A 19749-nucleotide genomic window follows, 5' to 3' on the forward strand; every position below is an offset into this window, starting at 1 on the left:
GACAATGACCGTCACTATCGCCCGCGAAGACACCATCGCAATCGTCACAGTCGACAACGCGCCCGTCAATGCGCTGTCGCAGGCGCTCCGCCAGGCGCTCGTCGACACGGTGGCGGAACTGGACGCGGATGCGGGGGTGAAGGCCGTGGTACTGCTCTGCGCCGGACGCACCTTCATCGCCGGTGCTGACGTCAGCGAGTTCGGCAAGCCGCCGCTTCCGCCGCATCTGCCGGACGTGGTTGCGAGCATCGAAAACGCGAAAAAGCCCTGGGTCGCGGCGATTCACGGCAGCGCGCTTGGCGGCGGTCTCGAAGTGGCGCTCGGCTGCGCCTATCGGGTGGCGCTTTCCACCGCCAGTCTCGGTCTGCCGGAAGTCAAGCTTGGCATCATTCCCGGCGCGGGTGGGACGGTGCGCCTGCCGCGCCTGATCGGTGCCCTTGCCGCTGTCGATCTGGTGACAAGCGGTAACCCGGTCGGGGCGAAGAAGGCAAAAGACCTGGGCCTCATCGATGCCGTGATCGACGGCGAGCTTCGTGCAGGTGCAATTGCGTTTGCGAAGCGTGTCGCTGGAGACCCCCTTCCGCAGCCTATCTCCAGCCGTGCCGTGCCGGCCGTCGAAACCGGCTTTTGGGAAAGCGCTGAAAAAGCCGTGGCCGCCAAGGCCAGACGCGAGGTTGCCCCACTGCGCGCATTCGTCTCCATCCGCAAGGCGAGCGAGGCCGAATTCGCCGAGGCCATGGCCTTCGAGCGGGAGACTTTCCTAGAACTGCGCGGTTCTCCCCAGGCAGCCGCGCTGCGCCACGTCTTCTTCGCCGAGCGGGCTGCGCCACGTCCGCCTGAACTATCCGGCATTACGCCGCATGATATTGGCACCGCAGCCGTCATCGGCGGTGGCACCATGGGTGCTGGCATTGCCACAGCGTTGCTTGATGCGGGCCTGCCCGTCACCCTCATCGAGCGCGATACGGCGGCGGTCGAGCGCGGGCTTGCAAACATCCGTGCCATCTTCGAAGGCGCGGTGAAACGCGGCCGTATCACGCAGGACGTTGCGAACCAGCGCATCGCCGGTGTCACCGGCAGCGATGATTATGGCCTGCTTGCCGATACCGACCTCGTTATCGAAGCCGTATTCGAGGACCTCGCCGTGAAGCGCGCTGTCTTTGAAAAACTCTCCGACATCTGCCGACCGGATGCGGTGCTGGCGACAAACACCTCCTATCTCGATCCCGACGCGATCAGCGAAGGCGTAAGGCAGCCCGAACGGTTCCTCGGCCTGCATTTCTTCAGTCCCGCTCACGTCATGAAGCTGCTGGAAATCGTGCCGACGGCGACGACGTCGCCGGAGGTACTGGCAACCGGCTTCGCGCTCGCCCGGCTGCTGGGCAAGATCCCGGTTCGTGCCGGTATTTGCGATGGCTTCATCGGCAACCGCATTCTGAAGGTGACGCGGGCGCAGGCCGAACGTTTGCTGCTTTCCGGCGCAACACCTTCGGCCGTCGATGCCGCCATGCGCGCTTTCGGCCTGCCGATGGGGCCTTTCGAAGCGCAGGATCTCGGCGGTCTCGACATCGCCGCCTTCCAGCGCAAGGCTGCCCGCGCGCGGGGCGAAACACCTTTTGCACCTGTGGCGGACCGGCTTTGCACCATTGAGCGTTTCGGCCAGAAATCCGGTGGTGGCTGGTACGATTACCTGCCGGGCGACCGTGCCCCAAAGCCGTCCGAAACCGTGGCGGCGATCATCGCCGAAGAGATGGCCGGTCGAACGCAGCGGGTTTGGGACGAAGCATCGATCGCCGACGCGATCATTCTGCCGATGGTCAACGAAGCGATGCGCATTCTGGAGGAGCACATTGCCCTGCGCTCTGCCGATATCGATCTCGTCAAGATCCATGGCTATGGCTTCCCGCGATGGCGCGGCGGGCCGATGCATTATGCCGGGGAGCGCGGTCTTGGTGAGGTCGTGGCCGTCCTCGACCGCCTGTCAGCCGAGGGCCTTGCCGAGCCTCCATGCGATGGCCTGCGCCGAGCTGCCATGCAGCCAGCGCTATAGAGCTTCGACACCTGCCGCTGCCCTCGATGACGGCTGGCCGCGATGTGCCATGGCATTATCGGCGCGCTGCGCCTATGGCTGCTCGGTGCTGGCGCGGACCAAACCATCTCGCAGTGATTGAACCTTCTCGTTCAGATCGATCATCTGGGGTATGGTGAATCCGGAGCGGCGCAGCAGCGCATCGGTGAGGCAGCCGGTCTTGGGCTGGAGTTCAGTCCCCTTAGGGGTGAGAAACACTTCGACCAGACGCTCGTCCGTCGTGCTGCGCCGCCGCGACAGAAAACCGGCAGCTTCCAGCCGTTTGACAGCAGGCGTAATTGTGCTCGGCTCAAGTCCGAGCCGGTCGGCAATGGCGGATATGCTCAGGCCGTCGCGCTCCCATAAGGCGCTCAGCGCCAGATACTGCGTATAGGTGACGCCAAGCGCGTCAAGCATGGGCTTGTAGGCCCGGTTAATCGCAATGGCAGCGGAATAGATCGAGAAGCACAATTGGCTGTCGAGCGGCAGGGTCGGGGCATCGGTCATGTCGGATCTCCAAAATTTTCTGCGAATGTTTTCATTAAATTATCACAGAAACCATTATTGCGATAATAAAAAAGTAGACAGATAAAGCGCGATGGCGTACAAGATGATTATCGCAATAATGGTTATCGCGAAATAGAAAAAGGAGTTACGCACATGCTCAAGAATATCCTGCTTGCCGCCGCCGCCTCCATCGCAGTGGCCGCCACCGGCACCTCCATCGCATCGGCGCAGAATGCTGCTGCCGTCAAGAACATCGTCCTGGTCCACGGCGGCTTCGTCGACGGTTCCGGCTGGAAGGGCGTTTATAATATCCTGAAGAAGGATGGCTACACCGTCAGCATCGTCCAGAACCCGACCACCTCCCTTGCGGATGACGTTGCCGTTACCAGGCGCGCCATCGACCAGCTGGATGGTCCGGTCGTGCTCGTCGGCCACTCCTATGGGGGTGTTGTCGTCAGTGAGGCCGGCACCAACGAGAAGGTCAAGTCGGTCGTCTACATCGCCGCTTTTGCACCCGACAAGGGCGAATCTGTTTCCTCGCTGATCGCCAATCCGCCGGAAGGCGCTTCGGTGCCGCCGATCCTGCCCCCGGTTGACGGCTTCCTGTTCCTCGACAAGGCAAAGTTCGCAGCGTCCTTCGCCGCCGACGTCGATCCCGAAACTGCCGCCTTCATGGCCGACTCCCAGGTTCCATGGGGTGTTGAAGCCTTGGCTGGCGCCGTGACCGAACCGGCCTGGAAGGTCAAGCCGAGCTTCTATCTGGTCGCCTCCGATGATCACATGATCCCGCCGCCCGCCCAGCGCCTGATGGCCAAGCGCGCCGGAGCGACCGTCACCGAGGTTCCCGGCAGCCACGCGGTCTATGTCTCCAACCCGCAAGCCGTCGCTGATGTCATCGAAAAGGCGGCAAAAGCCGGGAATTGAGATGCATGAAATCGAAATCGAGAACGATAACCGGGGAGACGATCCCCGGTTATGCAGGTTTCTGCCACTTCAAACGTCGGGCTGTTGCCAATGCGGATAGGTCACGTAAGCAGTAACGGCACCATTGTCGTGGGAGCGGATCGTCACCTTATCGCCTTTCTGCATGGCAATGATTTCTCCCGGACCCGCCGTCACCGATTTTTCGCCTTCCGAGACGGTGATCTTTCCTTCGAGGATCACCATCGTATCGTGCACGGCCATGGTCTCATTCAGGGTCTGGTTCGGTCCATAGCGCCCAAAACCGATGGTGACCGGCCCGCCGTGACGCTGATCCAGGAGATTGCCGGCAAAGATGTCACCATCTTGTCCCGGTGAGCGTTCGAGCACGGCATCGGTAATGGCGAATTTATGAATGGTCATGGACTTTTTCCTCAACGGTTTGGCCGGTATGTTAAACCACGCGTTACGGTCTATCCGGACTTTCAGTACAGGCGGCTGCTGCGCGCTTTCCGGGACGGGCCGACGTCGGCCCCTGCACTTGAACTCCTCTTGCCGGGGCCGTGTTCCTTCTTGAGGGCGGAAGGCACACGGGTATGCAGAGACAGTTGAGCCATCAGGGTGCGTCGTGATCCTCTGACATTGATGATTTCGAGAGGTGAGTGTCTATCGCCATCCGGCGCAACGCGCCCTCTTAAGGGGCAGGTGGCAGGTAATCGGTCTTCACGCTGAATAAGCCATGCTAGCGCGGTAATCCCGGGCCGTGGTTGAAACACTCAATCAGCATTTCTGTGAGCACACGGACTTTTCTTGCGGGATGCGGGCCCGGCGGTCTGACCACATATATCCCGGCCGGTGGTGGCGGATGGCGTTTCATGACCTGCACCAACTCGCCTGAGTGCAGATAATCTTTGACAAGATCGTCGGGCAGCACGGCGATCCCCAACCCGGCGGCGGCTGCGACAGCCAGAGCCACCCCGTTATCGGCCTTGAAGCGCCCTTGCGGGCGAACTGTTATCACCTTGTCTCCATCCAGCACCTGCCAGGTTTCCGTTCCCTGCATGAGAGCCTGATGGGTTACGAGTTCTTCCGGTGTCTCCGGAGCGCCGTGGATATTGATGTAGTCCGGGCTGGCGACGAAATTTCCGTAAAGGGGGCCGACGCGTCTGGCAACGAGGTTGGAGTCTGGAAGGGTGCCGACCCGGATCGCACAATCGTATCCTTCTGCAATCAGATCCACGAAACGATCAGTGTAGCAAGTTTGTATCTGGAGCTGAGGATGGCGGCGCGCCATCTGTGCGATCACCAGTGCGAAATGGGTGGGACCGAAAGAAAGCGGTGCAGCAATCCGCAGGCGGCCGCGGAGCTCACCAGCTGGAAGGATTGTCTCCGTGGCCACATCGATTTCGGCTGAGATCCTTGCCGCATAGTCGCGGAATGTTACGCCTGCCTCTGTCAGGGAGGCGCCACGTGTGGATCGAGCCAGAAGCTGGACACCAAGTTCCGCTTCAAGCCGCATAAGCCGTCGGCTTACCATCGACTTGGAGATGCCAAGGCGCAGTGCGGCCGAGGTGACGCCGCCCGCATCGGCAACTTCCACGAATGTCCGGAGATCGTCGGTATCCACTCAGTGTTCCTCATTCTGCGACACAGCTTAGCATGAACGAGGACTACCGCATCACAAACAGGAATGACAAGTTTCGTCCCGTAGAAGCGTACCGGAGGGCGCATGTCTTTTGAGCAAATGCGCTTCGATAAACCGCCAACATAGGATGAAACCATGACCTTTCGTAACGGCCTTGATTCACTTCTCCGCCCCGAAGATTCCGTTCTCGTTCTGATCGATCACCAACCCTATCAGCTCGCGAACCTGAACAGCCATGATCCTCAAATGGTGGTCAACAACACGACCGCGCTGGCGAAGCTGGCAAAGGCCTTTAATGTTCCGACCATTCTCACCAGCGTGATCGCGGCACGCGGTGGACTTCTGTTTAAGCAGATCACCGACGTGTTCCCCGGCCAGGAAGTCATCGATCGTACCTGGGTGAACACCTGGCAGGACGAGAATGTGGTGAACGTCGTCAAGGCGACCGGCCGAAAGCAACTTATCATCGCCGGCCTTTGGACCGAGGTCTGCGTCGCAATGCCTGTCATCCAGGCCGCCGGCGAAGGCTGGGACGTGACCGTGATCACCGACGCGTCGGGCGGGATTTCGAAGGAGTCTCACGAAGTTGCCGTCCAGCGAATGATTGCGGCCGGCGCAAACGTTATGACCGTAATGGCACTCGCTGGTGAATGGCAACGCGATTGGGCTCGCACCGAACATGCCGAGGAACTGACCGAGATTCTCATCCAGCACTTCGGCGGCAGCGGCATCGCATATCTTTGGGAGCAGCAGCTGCTCAACACGCCGGCACCGACCACAAAGGGCGGGCACTAAAACAGAGCAGGGACGGCGGGGTTCTCGATGAAAGTATCGCGAAGCCCAAGGGTACGTTGAACCTCGTCATCCCTTTTTTGACAGACCGATTTTGTCAGTCGCCTCGGCGTCCGACTTGGGCGACGGCAACGCCCAGAGCTTTCCTCCAGCCGCCCTGAATGAAGTTCAGTCGCAAACGCGCAACCTGAACCGGGCAAGGATATTGCCTTCACACCACATCGGGAAATTGGTGCCCCACTTATTGTTGTGCAAATTGAAGCGGATGCCCTCGGCGAAGCTAGGTCTTGTTCTGCAGAATGTCATGAAGTCCCAGCTTTCGGGTGCGACAAGTGGCGTGTCCAGCGGCTCGATCGTATATTGCAATCCGTTAGCAAAAGCCGCGCGGGCAGCGGTAATCGCCTGGAGCTGAGCGCCGCCGCTTTCGGCGGTGTTTTCCGCTCTGTGCCAGAGACCCATCTTCTTGAGGTTCCAGGCGACATCGCCCTTTGGGGTAAATGACAGGAAGCTTGCCTCCGGCATGCGGTTTGCCGGCTTTTCATTGAGGATGAGTGTCAGCAGCAGGGCGTCCTGATCCTGTGCCATTTGCAGCGAGATCGTCGGCGGTGCGCCATATTCGGTCGTGGCGAGTGTCGGCAGGGAGGCGAGCAGGCTATCGCTTTCCGCAGCCACAAGCTCCGGCAAAAAGATCTTTGACAGACCTGCGCCGGAGGCGGCAAGCCCGGGCTTGTCATGGTCCAGAACCGCCCATTCCTGCCGGTGCGTAAGGTAGGTACCCATATGACGCGCGACGTCTTTGGCGTCGTAGCTTTCATAGCGATAGCTGATAAGCGCCCCGTTACGGCCTTCGATGCGATGGCCTGATGGCGCAATGATGGTGACGATATCACCGGTCGCAGGATCGATCTCGGCCGACCAGCCGCCGGCCTTCAGGTTGCTCTCGATGGCGCGCGGCCTGGGCATTGCAGGCGGTGACACGGCAGCAATGGCCGCCTTCGCCTCGGCACGGTCGTTTTCCTCCAGCGTGGACATCGCCTGGTCGAGATAGTTCCGCTGTTCCTGCCATGAGGCTTCGGAATAGGTGAAGCGATGGTCGTTCGTGCGCGCTGCCGCGAAATCCTTGCGAGACCAGGCCTTGTCATCGCGCATATAGGACTTGATGTCGACACCGCAGGTATGCTCGGCCACCATGGCAAGGCCGCGGCCGAAGGCGAGGCGCGAAGCGGTGAGGCCATCGGCGGCGAAACGGTCATAGACGCGCTGAAGTGCGAGGAAGCGGGATATCTTTTGCGGATCGGTGGCGCCGCCATGAATCCAGCTGTCCGCCAGTTCGAGATCGATGACAGGGAAGCGTTCGCGCTCCTGCCACATCAGCGCGCCGTAATCCTCAAGGGTAGCTGCCTGGATCACCGCATCGGGTTCGCGGTGGCGCATTTCGCGATAGGTTTCGGCCGTCTGCGGCACGCTCTGGGGGCCGATATTGTCGCTCGTATGGGCAAAGCCGAGGCCATCCGCCATTCCCTCGGGGAAACAGGTTTCACCATAGGAGCGCTGGTACATGACGACGATTTCCTCGCCGCCCGGCGCGCGCCAGCGGAAGATGTCGGGAACCTCCGGCGGTGGCGAGGCTGTATTGACGCCGAGATGCAGGAAGCGGATGCCGGCTTCGGCAAGCAGCGGCACCATGCCGAGCGTGTGGCCGGGAACGTCGGTCATTTTCGCTGAGATTGTTCTCATCGAGAAGCGGCGGTCGAGCTCTTGTGAATAGGAGAGCCCGGCGCGGAAGAGATGGGGCGACATCAGTTCCGTATGGGTGGTGAAGGGCAGGCCGTGCCAGCGGATCAGGCCGCGCTCGATCGCTTCTTCAAGCTTTGCGACATCCGAGGCGGGGCGGGTATTGAGATAGTCCCAGATCAGCCACGCGCCAGTCGTCCAGATGAACTTTGGCGCCTCGGGATTTTCCGCATAAAAATGCGCCCCGGTCTCGATGGCCTGCGGGATGAAACGTTCGTGATATTGCCTGCGGACCTTTTCCGCGTGGTCGGTGAAACCAATGTCGAGATGGGTCTTGAAGACCAGATGCACGCGCTTTTTTGTCATATCTTTTCCGTTTAGCCCACGGTACCGCGCACGACGAGACGCGTGCCGAGCGTTTCGACCATGGGGTCTGCGTCGGGGGTTTTGAGCCGCCTCAGGATAAGGCGGACGAGGGCCCGGACGCGATCTTCGAGATCGATCCGGACTGTGGTGAGGTTGTAGCTCTTCCAGTGGGCTTGCGGGATGTCGTCGAAGCCGACCACCTTCACGTCGCCCGGAACGGAAAGGCCGAGATCATGGCGCAGCGCATCGATCGCGCCGAAGGCGCCAACGTCATTGGCGGCAAAGATGGCATCCGCACCGTCACCGACGCGGAAGAGGTCAAGTGTCGCGCGGTAGGCGGTATCATAGGTATAGTCACCGGCAACGACGATCGGTGGCTCCATGCCCCGTTCGGCGAGAATTTCGGTGATCATGCGCTCGCGCTCGTTGTTTGCGAGCGATTGTTGCTTGCCACCCAGATAGGCAACACGGCGTGCGCCATAACCCTGCAACAATGCAACCGCCTGCTCGATGCCTTCTCTCTGGCGCACCAGAAGACGGTCGTAGATGCTGGAGGTAGGCTTGCCGGAAAACTCCGTGGCATCGTCATAGATAACGTAGATCGGCACCGCGCGGTCGAGAAAGCCGGTCAGCACGTCAGGCGCGATATTTTCCGTGAACGCGATTACCGAATCCGGGTTGAAGCCGCGCATATAGGTCAGCAGGGTCTGATCCATGCTGAAATCGGCCTTGGCCTTGAAAAGCAATGTGGCAAAGCCCTCTGCCTGCAATGCCGTCGTCAGTGCGTCAATTTCCTGGCTTTCCCATGGGCTGCACACATCAGGCACAATCATGCCGACAAGGTGCGAGCGGCGCGTGACCAGCGACCGCGCGGCCATGTCGGGCGTGTAATTCAATTCGCGCGCCACCTGCAGGATGCGGTCGCGCTTCTCCGGCTTCAGCGAGGCATTCGGGTTGAATGCACGCGATACAGCGACCCGGGAAACATTGGCTTCGCGCGCCACGAGGTCGGCGGTCGCACGGGCTGTTTTTTTGCTGTTCAGTTCATCCATAGATCGCACTCGGCGCCAAAATGAAAACGTGTTCATTGATGAATTGCCTTTTTGACGATGTCCGTCAAGCTGGATGTGGTGAAATTACGATAAATCTGGTCAAATTCTTCGTTTTTATGGTTCGTATTCAGGTCTGTAATTTTTTCTGACGAACGCCCTGTTGACAAAAATGAAAGCGTGTTCATTCTTGGCGGTGGGATGAGGCGGGGACCGGAGGAGTTCTAGCTTGCCGGATCCTCGAAAAGCGCGCGCCGTCGCGCCGAACTATTTTTTGGGAGGACTTTCAATGCGCAGGAGCATCAAAACTCTGTTGTTGGGTGCCACAGCAGCAATCGCGCTGTCGGGCCCGGTCTTGGCCGCGACGGAGCTCAACATTACCTGCCGCTGCGTGATCGGCGGTGTTAATTCCGGCATGGCGGAATGGATTCAGAAGGCCGTTATTCCCGCCTTCACGGAAAAAATGAAGGCCGATGGCAAGGATGTCACGGTCAAGCTGACCCAGTTTGGCGGCGAGGACGAGCAGCTGACGCAGCAGCTCGCGCTTGATTTCTCCACTGGTGCAGGCCCGGATATTTCCAATTTCGACGGCTTCATGATCCCTAGCTTTGTGCAGGGCGGCCTATTGAAGTCGCTCGAGGAGATTGCCGGCCCCGCGGCGGCATCCTGGGAGGGCTGGAAGCATATCTCGGAAGGTTCTCAGGCCCTGATGAGCTATCAGGGCAAGCCCTATGGCATCGCGCTTGGCACCGATGCGCGCATGATTTTCGTGCGCAAGGACGTATTCAAGAAGGCTGGCATCGATGCCGACGGCTGGCAGCCGAAATCCTGGGACGAACTCCTCGAAGCCGCGCGCAAGATCAAGGCTGCCGATCCTGAAAGCTTCCCGCTGCAGCTGAATGCCGGCGTTTCCATGGGCGAAGCCACGACGATGCAGGGCTACTGGATGGCGCTGCTCGGCACCGGTGAGCAAGTCACCGATGAAAACGGCAAATACATCGTTTCCAGCCAGGGTATCCTCGATACGCTGAAACTCTACAAGACAATCTATCTGGACGAGAAGCTTGGAGACCAGCGGGCTCAGCTGCTGGCCGATGGCCGTAACCGCAGCTTTGCCAATTTCCGCAATGGCAAAACCGCCATGCTGGTCGAAGGCGACTGGTTCTATCGCTCCGTCACCAAGCCGGGTGCCGAATTCGAAGTCGCTGACCGCGACAATGTCATGACCTGGAAGAAGATGCCTTCCGAAAAGCCCGGCCGTGGCCTGCGTGGTCAGGATTTTGTCACCATGTCTGGCGGCACCGGTTTTGTCATCAATCCCAATACGGATACGCCGCAGGAAGCCTGGGAACTGCTTTCTTTCATGAACGGCAAGGAACAGCTTAATGCCTTTCAGGCGATCCAGCCTGCGATCCGCATCCGAAATGACGTACCGATCCCGAATTCACCCTTCTTGACGGAAACCGCCAAGACATTGCTGCCGATCACCACCGCGCGTCCGAATGACGCGAACTACAACAAGGTTTCCGCTGAAATTCAGCGCATGACCGAACGCGTGGTTTCCGGCGAGCTCTCGCCAGAGGATGCAATGGCTCAGTTCAAGACCGCCGTGATCGGTATCGTCGGTGCAGAAAATACGGTTAGCCGCCTCTGAGGCATAACGGACTGCGTCTGACCGATTACCGGTCAGACGCAATTTGCGGCGGATCGGTGTGGTCCGCCATGAGGTAAAAAAGCATGAAAAACTTCTCGCTGCTTTCCACGCGGGCAGGCGCTGTCTTTTTGGCTCCTGCCGCCGCGCTGGTCGGCATTTTTGTTATGGTCCCGTTTTTCTGGGTGATCTTCGTTTCCTTCACGAACCGAACGCTCATCGGGCGCACGGCAGTCGATCCGGATTTCGTCGGTCTGCAAAATTATTTCACGCTGTTTAATCCGGATACGTTCTTCACCCGCGGCCAGTTCGGTTTCTCCTTCATCCTGACGCTACAATTCGTGCTGCTTTCCGCGCTTGCAGGCCAGGCGCTGATCGGCCTGTTGCTCGCCTGGCTCAGCCAGGCCGTATCGCCGGCATTGAAGTCCTTCCTGCAGACGGCGGTCATTGCCGCGTGGATATTGCCGGAAGTGGTCATCGGTTTCGCGTGGTTCGCCTTTCTCGACTATGACAATGGCACGCTGAACATGATCATGCGCGGCCTCGGTCTGCCACCCGGCGACTGGCTTCTGCAGCAGCCTTTCTGGGTGATCGTGTTCTTCAATACCTGGCGCGGCGCCGCCTTCTCGATGATGCTGTTCAATTCCGCCTTTCAGTCCATCCCGCCGAGCTATTTCCAGGCAGCGGACGTGGCCGGTGCAACCTCCTGGCAGAAACTTCGCGACATCGCGTTGCCGCTCATCCGCGGCCATGTCGTCACCGACCTCATCCTCATCACAATGTGGACTTTCAACGTGTTTACGCCATTCCTGCTCACCAATGGCGGGCCGTCCTACCGAACGGAACTGCTGTCAATCTATACCTATCGTATCGCATTCAAGGATTTCGAGTTCGGCAAGGGTGCGGCGGTCGGTGTCATCATCATGCTCGTCAACCTCGCCTTTGCGCTTGTCTATTTGCGTATCGCGCGCAAGAAAACGGCGGAGGCTGAGTGATGCAGATCTCCGGAAACGTCTTTAAACGCCGCATTCTCTTTTCCGTGGCAGCATCCCTGCTCGGCGTGGCCTTCGCCCTGCCGCTCGTCTGGTTCATCTTCGCACCGTTCAACGCCCGCGCCGAACTCGGACTTGCAATTCCCGAAGCGTTCACTCTTTCGAACTTCATGACGGTGTTCGAGAACACCTTTGCAATGCGGGCCCTTTTGAACAGCCTGATCCAGTCTTTCGGCGGGGTCATTCTGATCGGCGCGGCAGCGACGCTTGCTGCTTATGCGCTGTCTCGCTCGTCAATTCCCGGTAAAGGGGCCGTCACCTATACGCTTCTGCTGTTTTCTTCCGTCGTGTCGGGTTCGGCGGCGATGGTGCCGATCTTCCTGATCATTTCTGCGGCCGGTCTCATCAATACCCATATCGCCGTCATTCTCGTTTTTGCGGGCGGGCTGCTGCCGACGGCAATGTTCATTCTCCGCGATTTCATCGATGCCATCCCGCGTTCCTACGAGGAAAGCGCCATGGTGGCCGGTGCCTCACCGCTGCAGGCTTTCTTCGACGTGGCATTGCCAGTCATCCGGCCGGGCATTGTGGTCGTCGTGGTCTGGGCATTCGTCAACATCTGGGGTTCATTCCTCATCCCCTTCATCCTGCTGCGCAGCGATAGCCTGATGCCGGCCTCGGTCGCGATCTATTCCTTCTATTCGGAGGCGGGCACACCGATCGTCACGCTGCTTGCCGCCTATTCGCTCATCTATTCGCTCCCCGTCATCGTGCTTTACCTCTTCGTGAACTGGAAGTTTGGTTTCCGGTTCTTTGGTGGCATCAAGTCGTAATCGGAAATCAGTTTCATGGCCTCTGTCGAATTCCAGAATGTCTCCAAGAGCTTCGGTCACTTTCATGCGGTGCCCGACATCAGCTTTCAAATATCGGACGGCGAGTTCGTCTGCCTGCTCGGCCCCTCCGGCTGCGGCAAGACGACGAGCCTGCGCATGATCGCCGGCCTCGAAACGCCGACATCGGGCAAGGTGCTGATCGGCGGTAAGGACGTCACCTATCTGCACCCCAAGGACCGGCAGATATCGATGGTCTTTCAGGACTATGCGCTTTATCCGCACATGAACCTTGCCGATAACATCGCCTATCCGCTCAAAGTGCGCGGCGAGAGCGAGGAAAAGCGCCACGCGCGCGCCAAGCAGGTGGCCGACGTGCTTAAGATCGGTGATCTGATGAAGCGCCTGCCGAGCCAGATTTCCGGCGGACAGCAGCAGCGTACATCGCTGGCACGTGCGCTTGTTTATCCCAGCCAAGTCTATCTGTTCGACGAGCCGCTTTCCAACCTCGATGCCAAGCTACGTCTTGAAGCGCGCGGCTTCCTCAACCACCTTCAGCGCGACATGGGCATGACGGCGGTCTATGTCACCCACGATCAGGCGGAGGCCATGGCGCTTGCGACCCGCATCGCAGTCATGGACAAGGGCCGCATCGTTCAGTTCGCACCGCCCATCGAGATTTACCGGCGTCCGGCCACGACCTTCGTTGCCAATTTCGTGGGCAACCCGCCGATGAACCTCGTGTCGGCCGATGCCATGGTCGCCGATGGCAAGCTGCAACTGCGCGCCGACGGCCTGACACTGCCGGGCCTGCCTGTCTCCGACGCCATTGCGGCGGCCGCAGGCAGCGGCCGGATGACACTTGGCGTGCGGCCCGAACATTTGCGAATCGCCCAGGCCGGTGATGAAAACACCATCACGGGCAAGCTTTTCGCCAATGAGAACATGGGCCCGGAAAGCCTTGTCACGATGGAGCGCGAGGATGCCGGCCGGGTAACCGCCCGCATTTTCACGGATGACGAGATTCGGGTGAACGACGTCGTGACGCTCGCCTTCGATATCCGCCACGTCACATTGTTCGATGGCGCCGGCATACGCATTCCGGATGTCGGTGAGTAAGACGGGAAGTGTGATGACCGAAATCAGGGTTCACGTCAGTCGAGCCGACCAGTCGGCCGATCCTTACTTCTATGTTCCCTTCGATGTACAGAAGGGTGTAACGCGCATCGATGTGACGATGGCCTATCGGAAGGCCGAGGATTGCGTCATCGATCTCGGCGTGCTCGACGCTACGGCGACGGACTACCCGTCAGTCGCCGGTTTCCGTGGCTGGAGCGGTGGCGCACGCGATTGCTTCTTTGTTGCGACCGATGATGCAACGCCCGGCTATATCCACGGCGAGATGCCGGCCGGCACATGGAAAATCATGCTCGGCCTGCATAAATTGCCGGAAAACGGAGCCGATGTCGTTGTGACTATCCGTTGCGACAGCGCGCCGCGCAAACTGGAGCCGCAGCCGGAACGCCGCTTTCCGCGGCGGGAAGGGGCGGGCTGGTATCGGGGCGACCTGCATTGCCACACTTTCCATTCCGATGCATTGGGCTCTCCGGAGCTGCTGCATCAGGCCGCCTTGCAGGCCGGTCTCGATTTTCTTGCCATTGCCGATCACAACACCATCACGCAGCGCCGCTACTTCCATCCGCAATCCTCGCCGGACCTTGTCTTCATCCGGGCGATGGAGATAACGACGGCGACTGGCCACGCCAATGTCTATGGTGTCGATGAGTGGATCGATTTCCGCATGACCAAGCCGGAACATGCCCATACGCTTTCCCGGCTGGTGCATGAGCGCGGCGGGCTTTTGTCTATCAATCACGACAAGCCCACGATTCAATGGGACTACGACCTGCCCGAGATCGACTGCATGGAGGTCTGGCAGTCACACTGGATGGCATGGAACTGGGTGTCGCTCGGCCGCTATCAGCAGCGACTGGCTTCGGGTCTGAAGATCTCCGCCATCGGAGGCAGCGATTTTCATCAGCCTGCGCAACTCATGCCCGAGGGCCCGCTCGTGCTTGCCCGCCCGACGACGGTGTTCTGGCTGGAGGAACTGTCGGAAGATGCTATCCTCGCTGCGATGAAGGCGGGTCGCGGTTATGTGACGGAAAGCCCGACGGGGCCGCATCTTGCGCTGACGGTGAACGGCCAGCCGATGGGTTCGACGGTTTCCGGACCGGTCGTCGCAGAGGCCGATGTGAGGGGTGCAGATGGCGATCTGCTCGTCTGGATCGATGCAAGCGGCATCCTCACCACGCAGACCATTGAAACAGATGCGTGGATGGGCACTTTCTCCGGCGAGGCAAAGACCTTCCTTCGTGCTGAAATCATCGCTGCAAATAGCCGGGAAAGACTGGTTGCCGAGTTCGTGGCAGCACAGGGGGGACGTTCGCTTCCCTGGCAGCTTCAGTGTGTCCACATGCAGGATCAGCCGATCCGCCGGGCGGTGAGCAATCCGGTTTACATCCTGTCTTAGTTTTCCAGACAGATGACAGGTGGGGTGGGCGGACTTCTCCGCTCGCTCGTTCGTGCGCTTGCGATATTACGGGCACGGCAAAGTCGGCGCGCCGTTGCGGCCGGCCATACGGCATCCTGGTTAAAGACTATCGGGTGGTCCGGTCGTTTCCCCGCCATGGCACCTGTTTCGGCAACGATGTTATAATGCGTCCTAGAGTGACGTTTATCTACAAATGGATGCCGCTGAGCTCATTCGGGCTTCCAACGCGATCTCCAGATTTCAGGGCAATTCCGGCGCGCAGATCGCCTGATTTACCGATGTGAGCGTCAGTCGATAAAAGTGTTTCAAGCGGTATTGCATTCGTATGCATTTATGCTACTTTGCATACGAATGCAAAAACTGACGCGACGTCGTTATGAGAAATTTGGGAGGAGCCAAATTATGATTTCGAGGCGTAACTTCACGCAACTGGGTTTGGCGGCGTCGATGGCGGCCACCTTCGGTGTTTCGCCGCGCCGGGCCTCGGCTGCTCTTCTTGAGGGCAAGCCTTTCGCCGGCCAGGCTATCAATATCATGTTGCCGCAATCGAGCCAGTTTCGCGCCCATGAAAAGCGGCTTGCGCAATTCGAAGAACTGACGGGCATCAAGGCTGTTTATACCTATGTTCCCTACGGTCAGGTGCGCGACAAGATCACGACCGAAGCGGTGGCGGGCAGCTCTGAATATGATGTCGTCTGTTATCAGGACAATTGGGGTCCGTCCCTGTCTATTTATCTGCACCCGCTCGACGAATTGCTCAAGCGCGATGGGCTTGACATCAACCGTTACCCGCAAGCCTACAAGCTCGGCGGCCAGATCGGCGGCGTGACCTACGGTCTTCCGGTGCGCGGCCATCCTCAGATGCTGTTTTATCGCAAGGACCTTTTCGATGCCGCGGGCCTCAAGCCGCCGACGACCTGGGACGAGGTTGCTGCTGCGGGTGCCGCCATACAAACGGCCAATCCCGATGTGTCGGGTGTGGCGATGTATTACGGCAAGGGCAATGGCCAGCAGAACCTCTTCCTCTGGCTCAATCATTTGTGGGGCAAGGGCGGCGACATCTTTTCACCCGACTTCAAGGAAACCCGCTTCACCGATCCGGCCGCCATCGAAGCCACGCAGATGTATCTGGACCTTTTGCTGAAGCACAAGGTGGCTGCGCCCGGTTCCGTGCAGTTCGTCGAAGGGGACGCCGTCAATTCCGTGGCGCAGGGCAAGTCGGCCATGGTCATGGTCTGGTGGTGGGTCTATTCGGTGCTGACAGGCGAAAAATCCTCTCTGAAGCCGGAACAGGTCGGCTTTGCGCCCATGCCGCAGTTCGACAGCGGTGCCCCCGTATCCTATGCCCTGTCTTTGCCCTTCGCGGTCAGCGCGCTTTCGAAAAAGAAGGATGCGGCATGGGAATTCATGAAATGGGTTTCGACGCCGGAGCTCGAGATCGAATGCGCGATCGACAAATCCGACCCCAAGACGTCTGATATCGTGGTCACCAACACGAAGAGCTTCCTCGACGAAAAGGTGAATGCGGCAAATCACGGCCTTCATAAGGTCGCTGCGAAGAGCCTTGAGGGTTCGCGGATCATGCCGCAGCTCAAGGAATGGCCGCAGATTGCCGTCACACTCGAAAACACCATCTCTGAACTTGCCACCGGTTCAAGGCCGGTAAAGGATGGGCTGGATCAGGCGGCTCAGGACATCGATCGTATCCTGCGGCGCGCAGGTTATCGCAAGGGCTGAGTGAACCGCCTTCACCGTGAATGAAGGCATATGCCGGGTGGAGCAGGCGCTTCCCCTGGCAGGCCTTCCCTGTCGTCAAGGGATTTTCCGTGAAAGACAAACATCTGAAATACTGGCTGATTACACCAGCCTTCGTCGTCATCGCAGCGACGCTTCTCTACCCCTTGGGCGCCGCTCTCTGGTACTCGGTCCATGAGTGGAACCTGGCGCAGCAGCCGACGCTCGGGCCTTTCGTCGGCATGGAGAACTATAACCGCGTCATCACGGACGATCCGGATTTCTGGCACAGCATCCGGGTGACGTCGGTCTTCACGGTCTTCTCCGTTTTCTTCACGATGATCCTCGCCATGGGGCTGGCTTTGCTTCTGGCCGGTGCCGATATGATGCGGGTGAGTGTGCGCACGCTGCTCGTAATACCTTTCGCCATGTCGCCTGCATTGCTCGGCATATCCTGGCGCTTCCTGTTCAATCCGGAGTTCGGCGCATTTGCCGCCGTGGTCGGCGCCGTCGTTCCGTCGTTGAAAGGCGTTCCGATCCTTGCTGATCCGACGCTTGCGATGGCAACGTTGATAGCCTCGGACGTCTGGCACTGGTCGCCTTATTTCATGCTCCTGTTCATTGGCGCGCTTGCCGCCCTTCCGCAGGAAACGGTCGAGGCAGCCCAGGTCGATGGGGCTTCCAAAACGCGTGTTTTCTTTGAAATCGTGCTGCCGCAGCTGCGGCCGGTGCTTGCCATCGCCCTTCTGCTCAAGGCGATCTTCTCGCTCAAGGTCCTCGATCAGGTCGTCACGCTCACCAATGGCGGTCCGGGGACGGCGACGGAAACGCTGGCGCATTTCGTGTTCCAGACCGCCTTCCGCTGGTACGACCTCGGTTATGCGGCGGCGGTTGCCTATCTGCTCGCGGCTGTCATGGCGGTGCTTGCAGCAATTTATTCACGGTTCGTCATGGAGCGCCAGTGACATGCAGATGAAAACCAGAAACCGGATTTCAAGCCTCGCGCGCGGACTTGCCATCGCGCTCATTCTCCTCGTTTTCATCGGCCCGATCATGTGGATCGTGGCGACGGCATTCAAGGACCCGCGTGACGTCTACGCGCTGAGGTTCTTCTTCACGCCCGCGCTTGAAAACATCCGCACTGCGTTCGAAGCGCCGTTTCTCGTCGGCGAGCGCACCTGGAACAGCATCGTCGTGACGATGGGAACGCTGCTGCTGTCGTTGCCGATCGCCACTGCCGCGGCCTACGCCTTTTCGCGCTTCCGGTTCCCCGGTGGCAGCATCTGGCCAATCGGCGTGCTGGCGACCCAGTTCATCCCGCCCGTCATCGTCATCATCCCGCTCTTCATCGCCTTTCGCCAGGGTGGTCTGCTCGACACGCGCATCGCGCTCATCATCGCCAACATGTCTTTCGTGGTTCCCTATGCGATCTGGATGATCAAGGGGTTCATCGACTCCATACCGGTGGACATGGAGGAAGCAGCGCAGATCGACGGCGCCTCACGCCTGAGGGCAATCTGGGATGTCGTCGTGCCGATGGCGCTTCCGGGCATCGCCACTGCCGGCATCTTCTGTTTCGTCGTCGCATGGAACGAGTTCTTTTATGCGCTGGTGCTGACGCGGGAAAACGCAACGACCATCCAGGTAGCGCTGATGAGCGCCAGGACGGAACGCGGCGACGCGTGGGAAATCATGGCCGCCATCGGCCTCGTGATCATCCTGCCGATGCTTGTTCTGTCCCGATACGTCCAGAAATATTTCGTCAAAGGCCTTGTTTCGGGCTCGGTAAGATAGGGAGAAGACAATGAACGACGTATCAACCGCAAAGCGTGACTTGCGCGCGGGCGTGACAACGGTGCGGCAGCGCTCCGTGGAGGAACTGCTTGCACCCAAGGAACGCAATGGCTTTCCCCTGTCGGGTTTCGACGATGCATTCGGCGATATCGTCGACTATATCTTCAAGATAACGCACTGGATCTGGGCTGAAAAATCTGTCGGCAAGATCTACGATTATTACGATCATGCCTGCATGGTCTATACCGCCTTCGATATTACCCGCTCCGTCGAGGAAGTCGTCAACGGTACCGTCTCGATGATGCAGGCCTTTCCCGACCGGGAGAGCCGTTTCCTCAACGTGGCCTGGAGCGGCGATGACAAGGAGGGCTATTACACAAGCCATCTCGGCTTCAGCCAGATGACCAATATCGGACCGAGCGCCTATGGCGAAGCGACCGGGCGGCGGGTGAACATCCATACCGTGGCCGACTGTGTCTCCAGGGATAACAAGATTTTCCGCGAATGGCTGGTGCGGGACAACGGCGCGATGGTGCGCCAGCTGGGTTTTGACATTCATGAGGTTGCGCGCAGCCTCGCGGATCGGGATGCTGCTGCCGGCCGTGAACCCTGGTTCATCGGCCAGCCCGAGCGCTCCGCAGGCCAGGCGTTGCCTTTGCCCCTCGACCGGCCGAAGAAGACGATCGAAGACAGGCTTGCCCATATGCTGCACGAGGCATGGAACCGCCGGCGGTTCGACGCGCTTCGGGAGCTCTACGATCCTGCCGTCAATGTCCATATGGCCGGCGGCCGCGAAATTACCGGTATCGAAGGCCTCGTCTATCATTTCATCCAGATTGTCGCGGCTTTCCCGAACGCGGTGTTTTCCTTCGATAATTATTGCCACGCGGACGAAGCGGACGGCACGATTGCGGCGGTACGCTGGTCCATCCGCGGACATCATCGCGGTAACGGTCTGTTCGGCGCGCCAAGCGGCAAACCGGTCTATATTCTCGGCATGTCGCATTTCCGCTTCAACGACGACAAGATCATCGAAGAGTGGACCCTGTATGACGAACTTGCCATTCTCCGACAGATATATGCCCACGGGCCGGTTCGGCAGGAGGATTGAG

Annotated in this window: 17 protein-coding genes; 12 read left to right on the plus strand and 5 right to left on the minus strand. The window is 59.4% G+C overall.

All coding sequences use genetic code 11. The features are described from left to right. Positions 1-4 precede the first annotated feature (4 nt). Positions 5-2050: a 3-hydroxyacyl-CoA dehydrogenase NAD-binding domain-containing protein gene (locus JZY08_RS23530; protein ID WP_216331815.1), complete on the plus strand. Its 2046-nt coding sequence runs from the start codon at positions 5-7 to the stop codon at positions 2048-2050. Positions 2051-2122: 72 nt separating this feature from the next. Here JZY08_RS23530 and JZY08_RS23535 read toward each other — a convergent pair whose 3' ends face one another. Then, positions 2123-2575, minus strand: coding sequence for a MarR family winged helix-turn-helix transcriptional regulator (locus JZY08_RS23535; protein ID WP_003498154.1), 453 nt, complete (start codon positions 2573-2575; stop codon positions 2123-2125). A gap of 153 nt (positions 2576-2728) precedes the next feature. Here JZY08_RS23535 and JZY08_RS23540 point away from each other — a divergent pair, with 153 nt between their 5' ends. Continuing rightward, on the plus strand, positions 2729-3499 hold the full coding sequence (locus JZY08_RS23540) for an alpha/beta fold hydrolase (RefSeq protein WP_253204102.1): 771 nt from the start codon (positions 2729-2731) through the stop codon (positions 3497-3499). 69 nt (positions 3500-3568) lie between these two features. Here the strand turns inward: JZY08_RS23540 and JZY08_RS23545 are convergent, their stop codons facing one another. Continuing rightward, positions 3569-3919 (minus strand): ethanolamine utilization protein, encoded by a 351-nt coding sequence (locus tag JZY08_RS23545; RefSeq protein ID WP_216331816.1) that lies wholly within the window; start codon positions 3917-3919, stop codon positions 3569-3571. A gap of 319 nt (positions 3920-4238) precedes the next feature. After that, the gene (locus tag JZY08_RS23550) at positions 4239-5123 is read right to left on the minus strand and encodes a LysR family transcriptional regulator (RefSeq protein ID WP_216331817.1); all 885 of its coding nucleotides are present in this window, start codon (positions 5121-5123) and stop codon (positions 4239-4241) included. A gap of 153 nt (positions 5124-5276) precedes the next feature. On the opposite strand from JZY08_RS23550, the gene JZY08_RS23555 reads away from it, so the two are divergent. Continuing rightward, entirely contained in the window at positions 5277-5936 is a 660-nt protein-coding gene (locus JZY08_RS23555; protein ID WP_216331818.1) for a hydrolase, read from the plus strand. 165 nt (positions 5937-6101) lie between these two features. Here the strand turns inward: JZY08_RS23555 and JZY08_RS23560 are convergent, their stop codons facing one another. Then, positions 6102-8033, minus strand: a complete 1932-nt coding sequence (locus JZY08_RS23560; protein ID WP_216331819.1) for a DUF5054 domain-containing protein — start codon at positions 8031-8033, stop codon at positions 6102-6104. An 11-nt stretch (positions 8034-8044) separates the two neighbouring features. Further along, complete coding sequence (locus tag JZY08_RS23565) at positions 8045-9085, minus strand: LacI family DNA-binding transcriptional regulator (protein WP_035227443.1); 1041 nt, start codon at positions 9083-9085, stop codon at positions 8045-8047. Between the two features lie 286 nt (positions 9086-9371). On the opposite strand from JZY08_RS23565, the gene JZY08_RS23570 reads away from it, so the two are divergent. From JZY08_RS23570 to JZY08_RS23610, 9 genes are all read left to right on the plus strand, one after another. Then, on the plus strand, positions 9372-10736 hold the full coding sequence (locus JZY08_RS23570; RefSeq protein WP_216331820.1) for an extracellular solute-binding protein: 1365 nt from the start codon (positions 9372-9374) through the stop codon (positions 10734-10736). 83 nt (positions 10737-10819) lie between these two features. Next, positions 10820-11728, plus strand: a complete 909-nt coding sequence (locus JZY08_RS23575; RefSeq protein WP_080839436.1) for a carbohydrate ABC transporter permease — start codon at positions 10820-10822, stop codon at positions 11726-11728. After that, positions 11728-12558 carry a carbohydrate ABC transporter permease gene (locus JZY08_RS23580; RefSeq protein ID WP_142171635.1) on the plus strand — a complete coding sequence of 277 codons (831 nt, stop codon included), beginning with the start codon at positions 11728-11730 and terminating at the stop codon, positions 12556-12558. The genes JZY08_RS23575 and JZY08_RS23580 overlap by 1 nt, the downstream gene beginning before the upstream one ends. Positions 12559-12573: 15 nt before the next feature. Then, positions 12574-13674 carry an ABC transporter ATP-binding protein gene (locus JZY08_RS23585; RefSeq protein ID WP_080839439.1) on the plus strand — a complete coding sequence of 367 codons (1101 nt, stop codon included), beginning with the start codon at positions 12574-12576 and terminating at the stop codon, positions 13672-13674. A 13-nt stretch (positions 13675-13687) separates the two neighbouring features. Then, positions 13688-15088 carry a CehA/McbA family metallohydrolase gene (locus tag JZY08_RS23590; protein WP_216331821.1) on the plus strand — a complete coding sequence of 467 codons (1401 nt, stop codon included), beginning with the start codon at positions 13688-13690 and terminating at the stop codon, positions 15086-15088. 423 nt (positions 15089-15511) lie between these two features. Further along, positions 15512-16846, plus strand: coding sequence for a sugar ABC transporter substrate-binding protein (locus JZY08_RS23595; protein ID WP_208612413.1), 1335 nt, complete (start codon positions 15512-15514; stop codon positions 16844-16846). Positions 16847-16935: 89 nt separating this feature from the next. After that, positions 16936-17808, plus strand: a complete 873-nt coding sequence (locus JZY08_RS23600) for a carbohydrate ABC transporter permease (RefSeq protein WP_216331822.1) — start codon at positions 16936-16938, stop codon at positions 17806-17808. A 1-nt stretch (position 17809) separates the two neighbouring features. Next, on the plus strand, positions 17810-18637 hold the full coding sequence (locus JZY08_RS23605; RefSeq protein WP_216331823.1) for a carbohydrate ABC transporter permease: 828 nt from the start codon (positions 17810-17812) through the stop codon (positions 18635-18637). 10 nt (positions 18638-18647) lie between these two features. After that, positions 18648-19748: an ester cyclase gene (locus JZY08_RS23610; RefSeq protein WP_142171627.1), complete on the plus strand. Its 1101-nt coding sequence runs from the start codon at positions 18648-18650 to the stop codon at positions 19746-19748. The last annotated feature ends 1 nt before the right edge of the window (position 19749 follow it).

The sequence above is a fragment of the Rhizobium sp. X9 genome (assembly GCF_018873185.1).
Taxonomy (GTDB): Bacteria; Pseudomonadota; Alphaproteobacteria; order Rhizobiales; family Rhizobiaceae; genus Agrobacterium; species Agrobacterium oryzihabitans.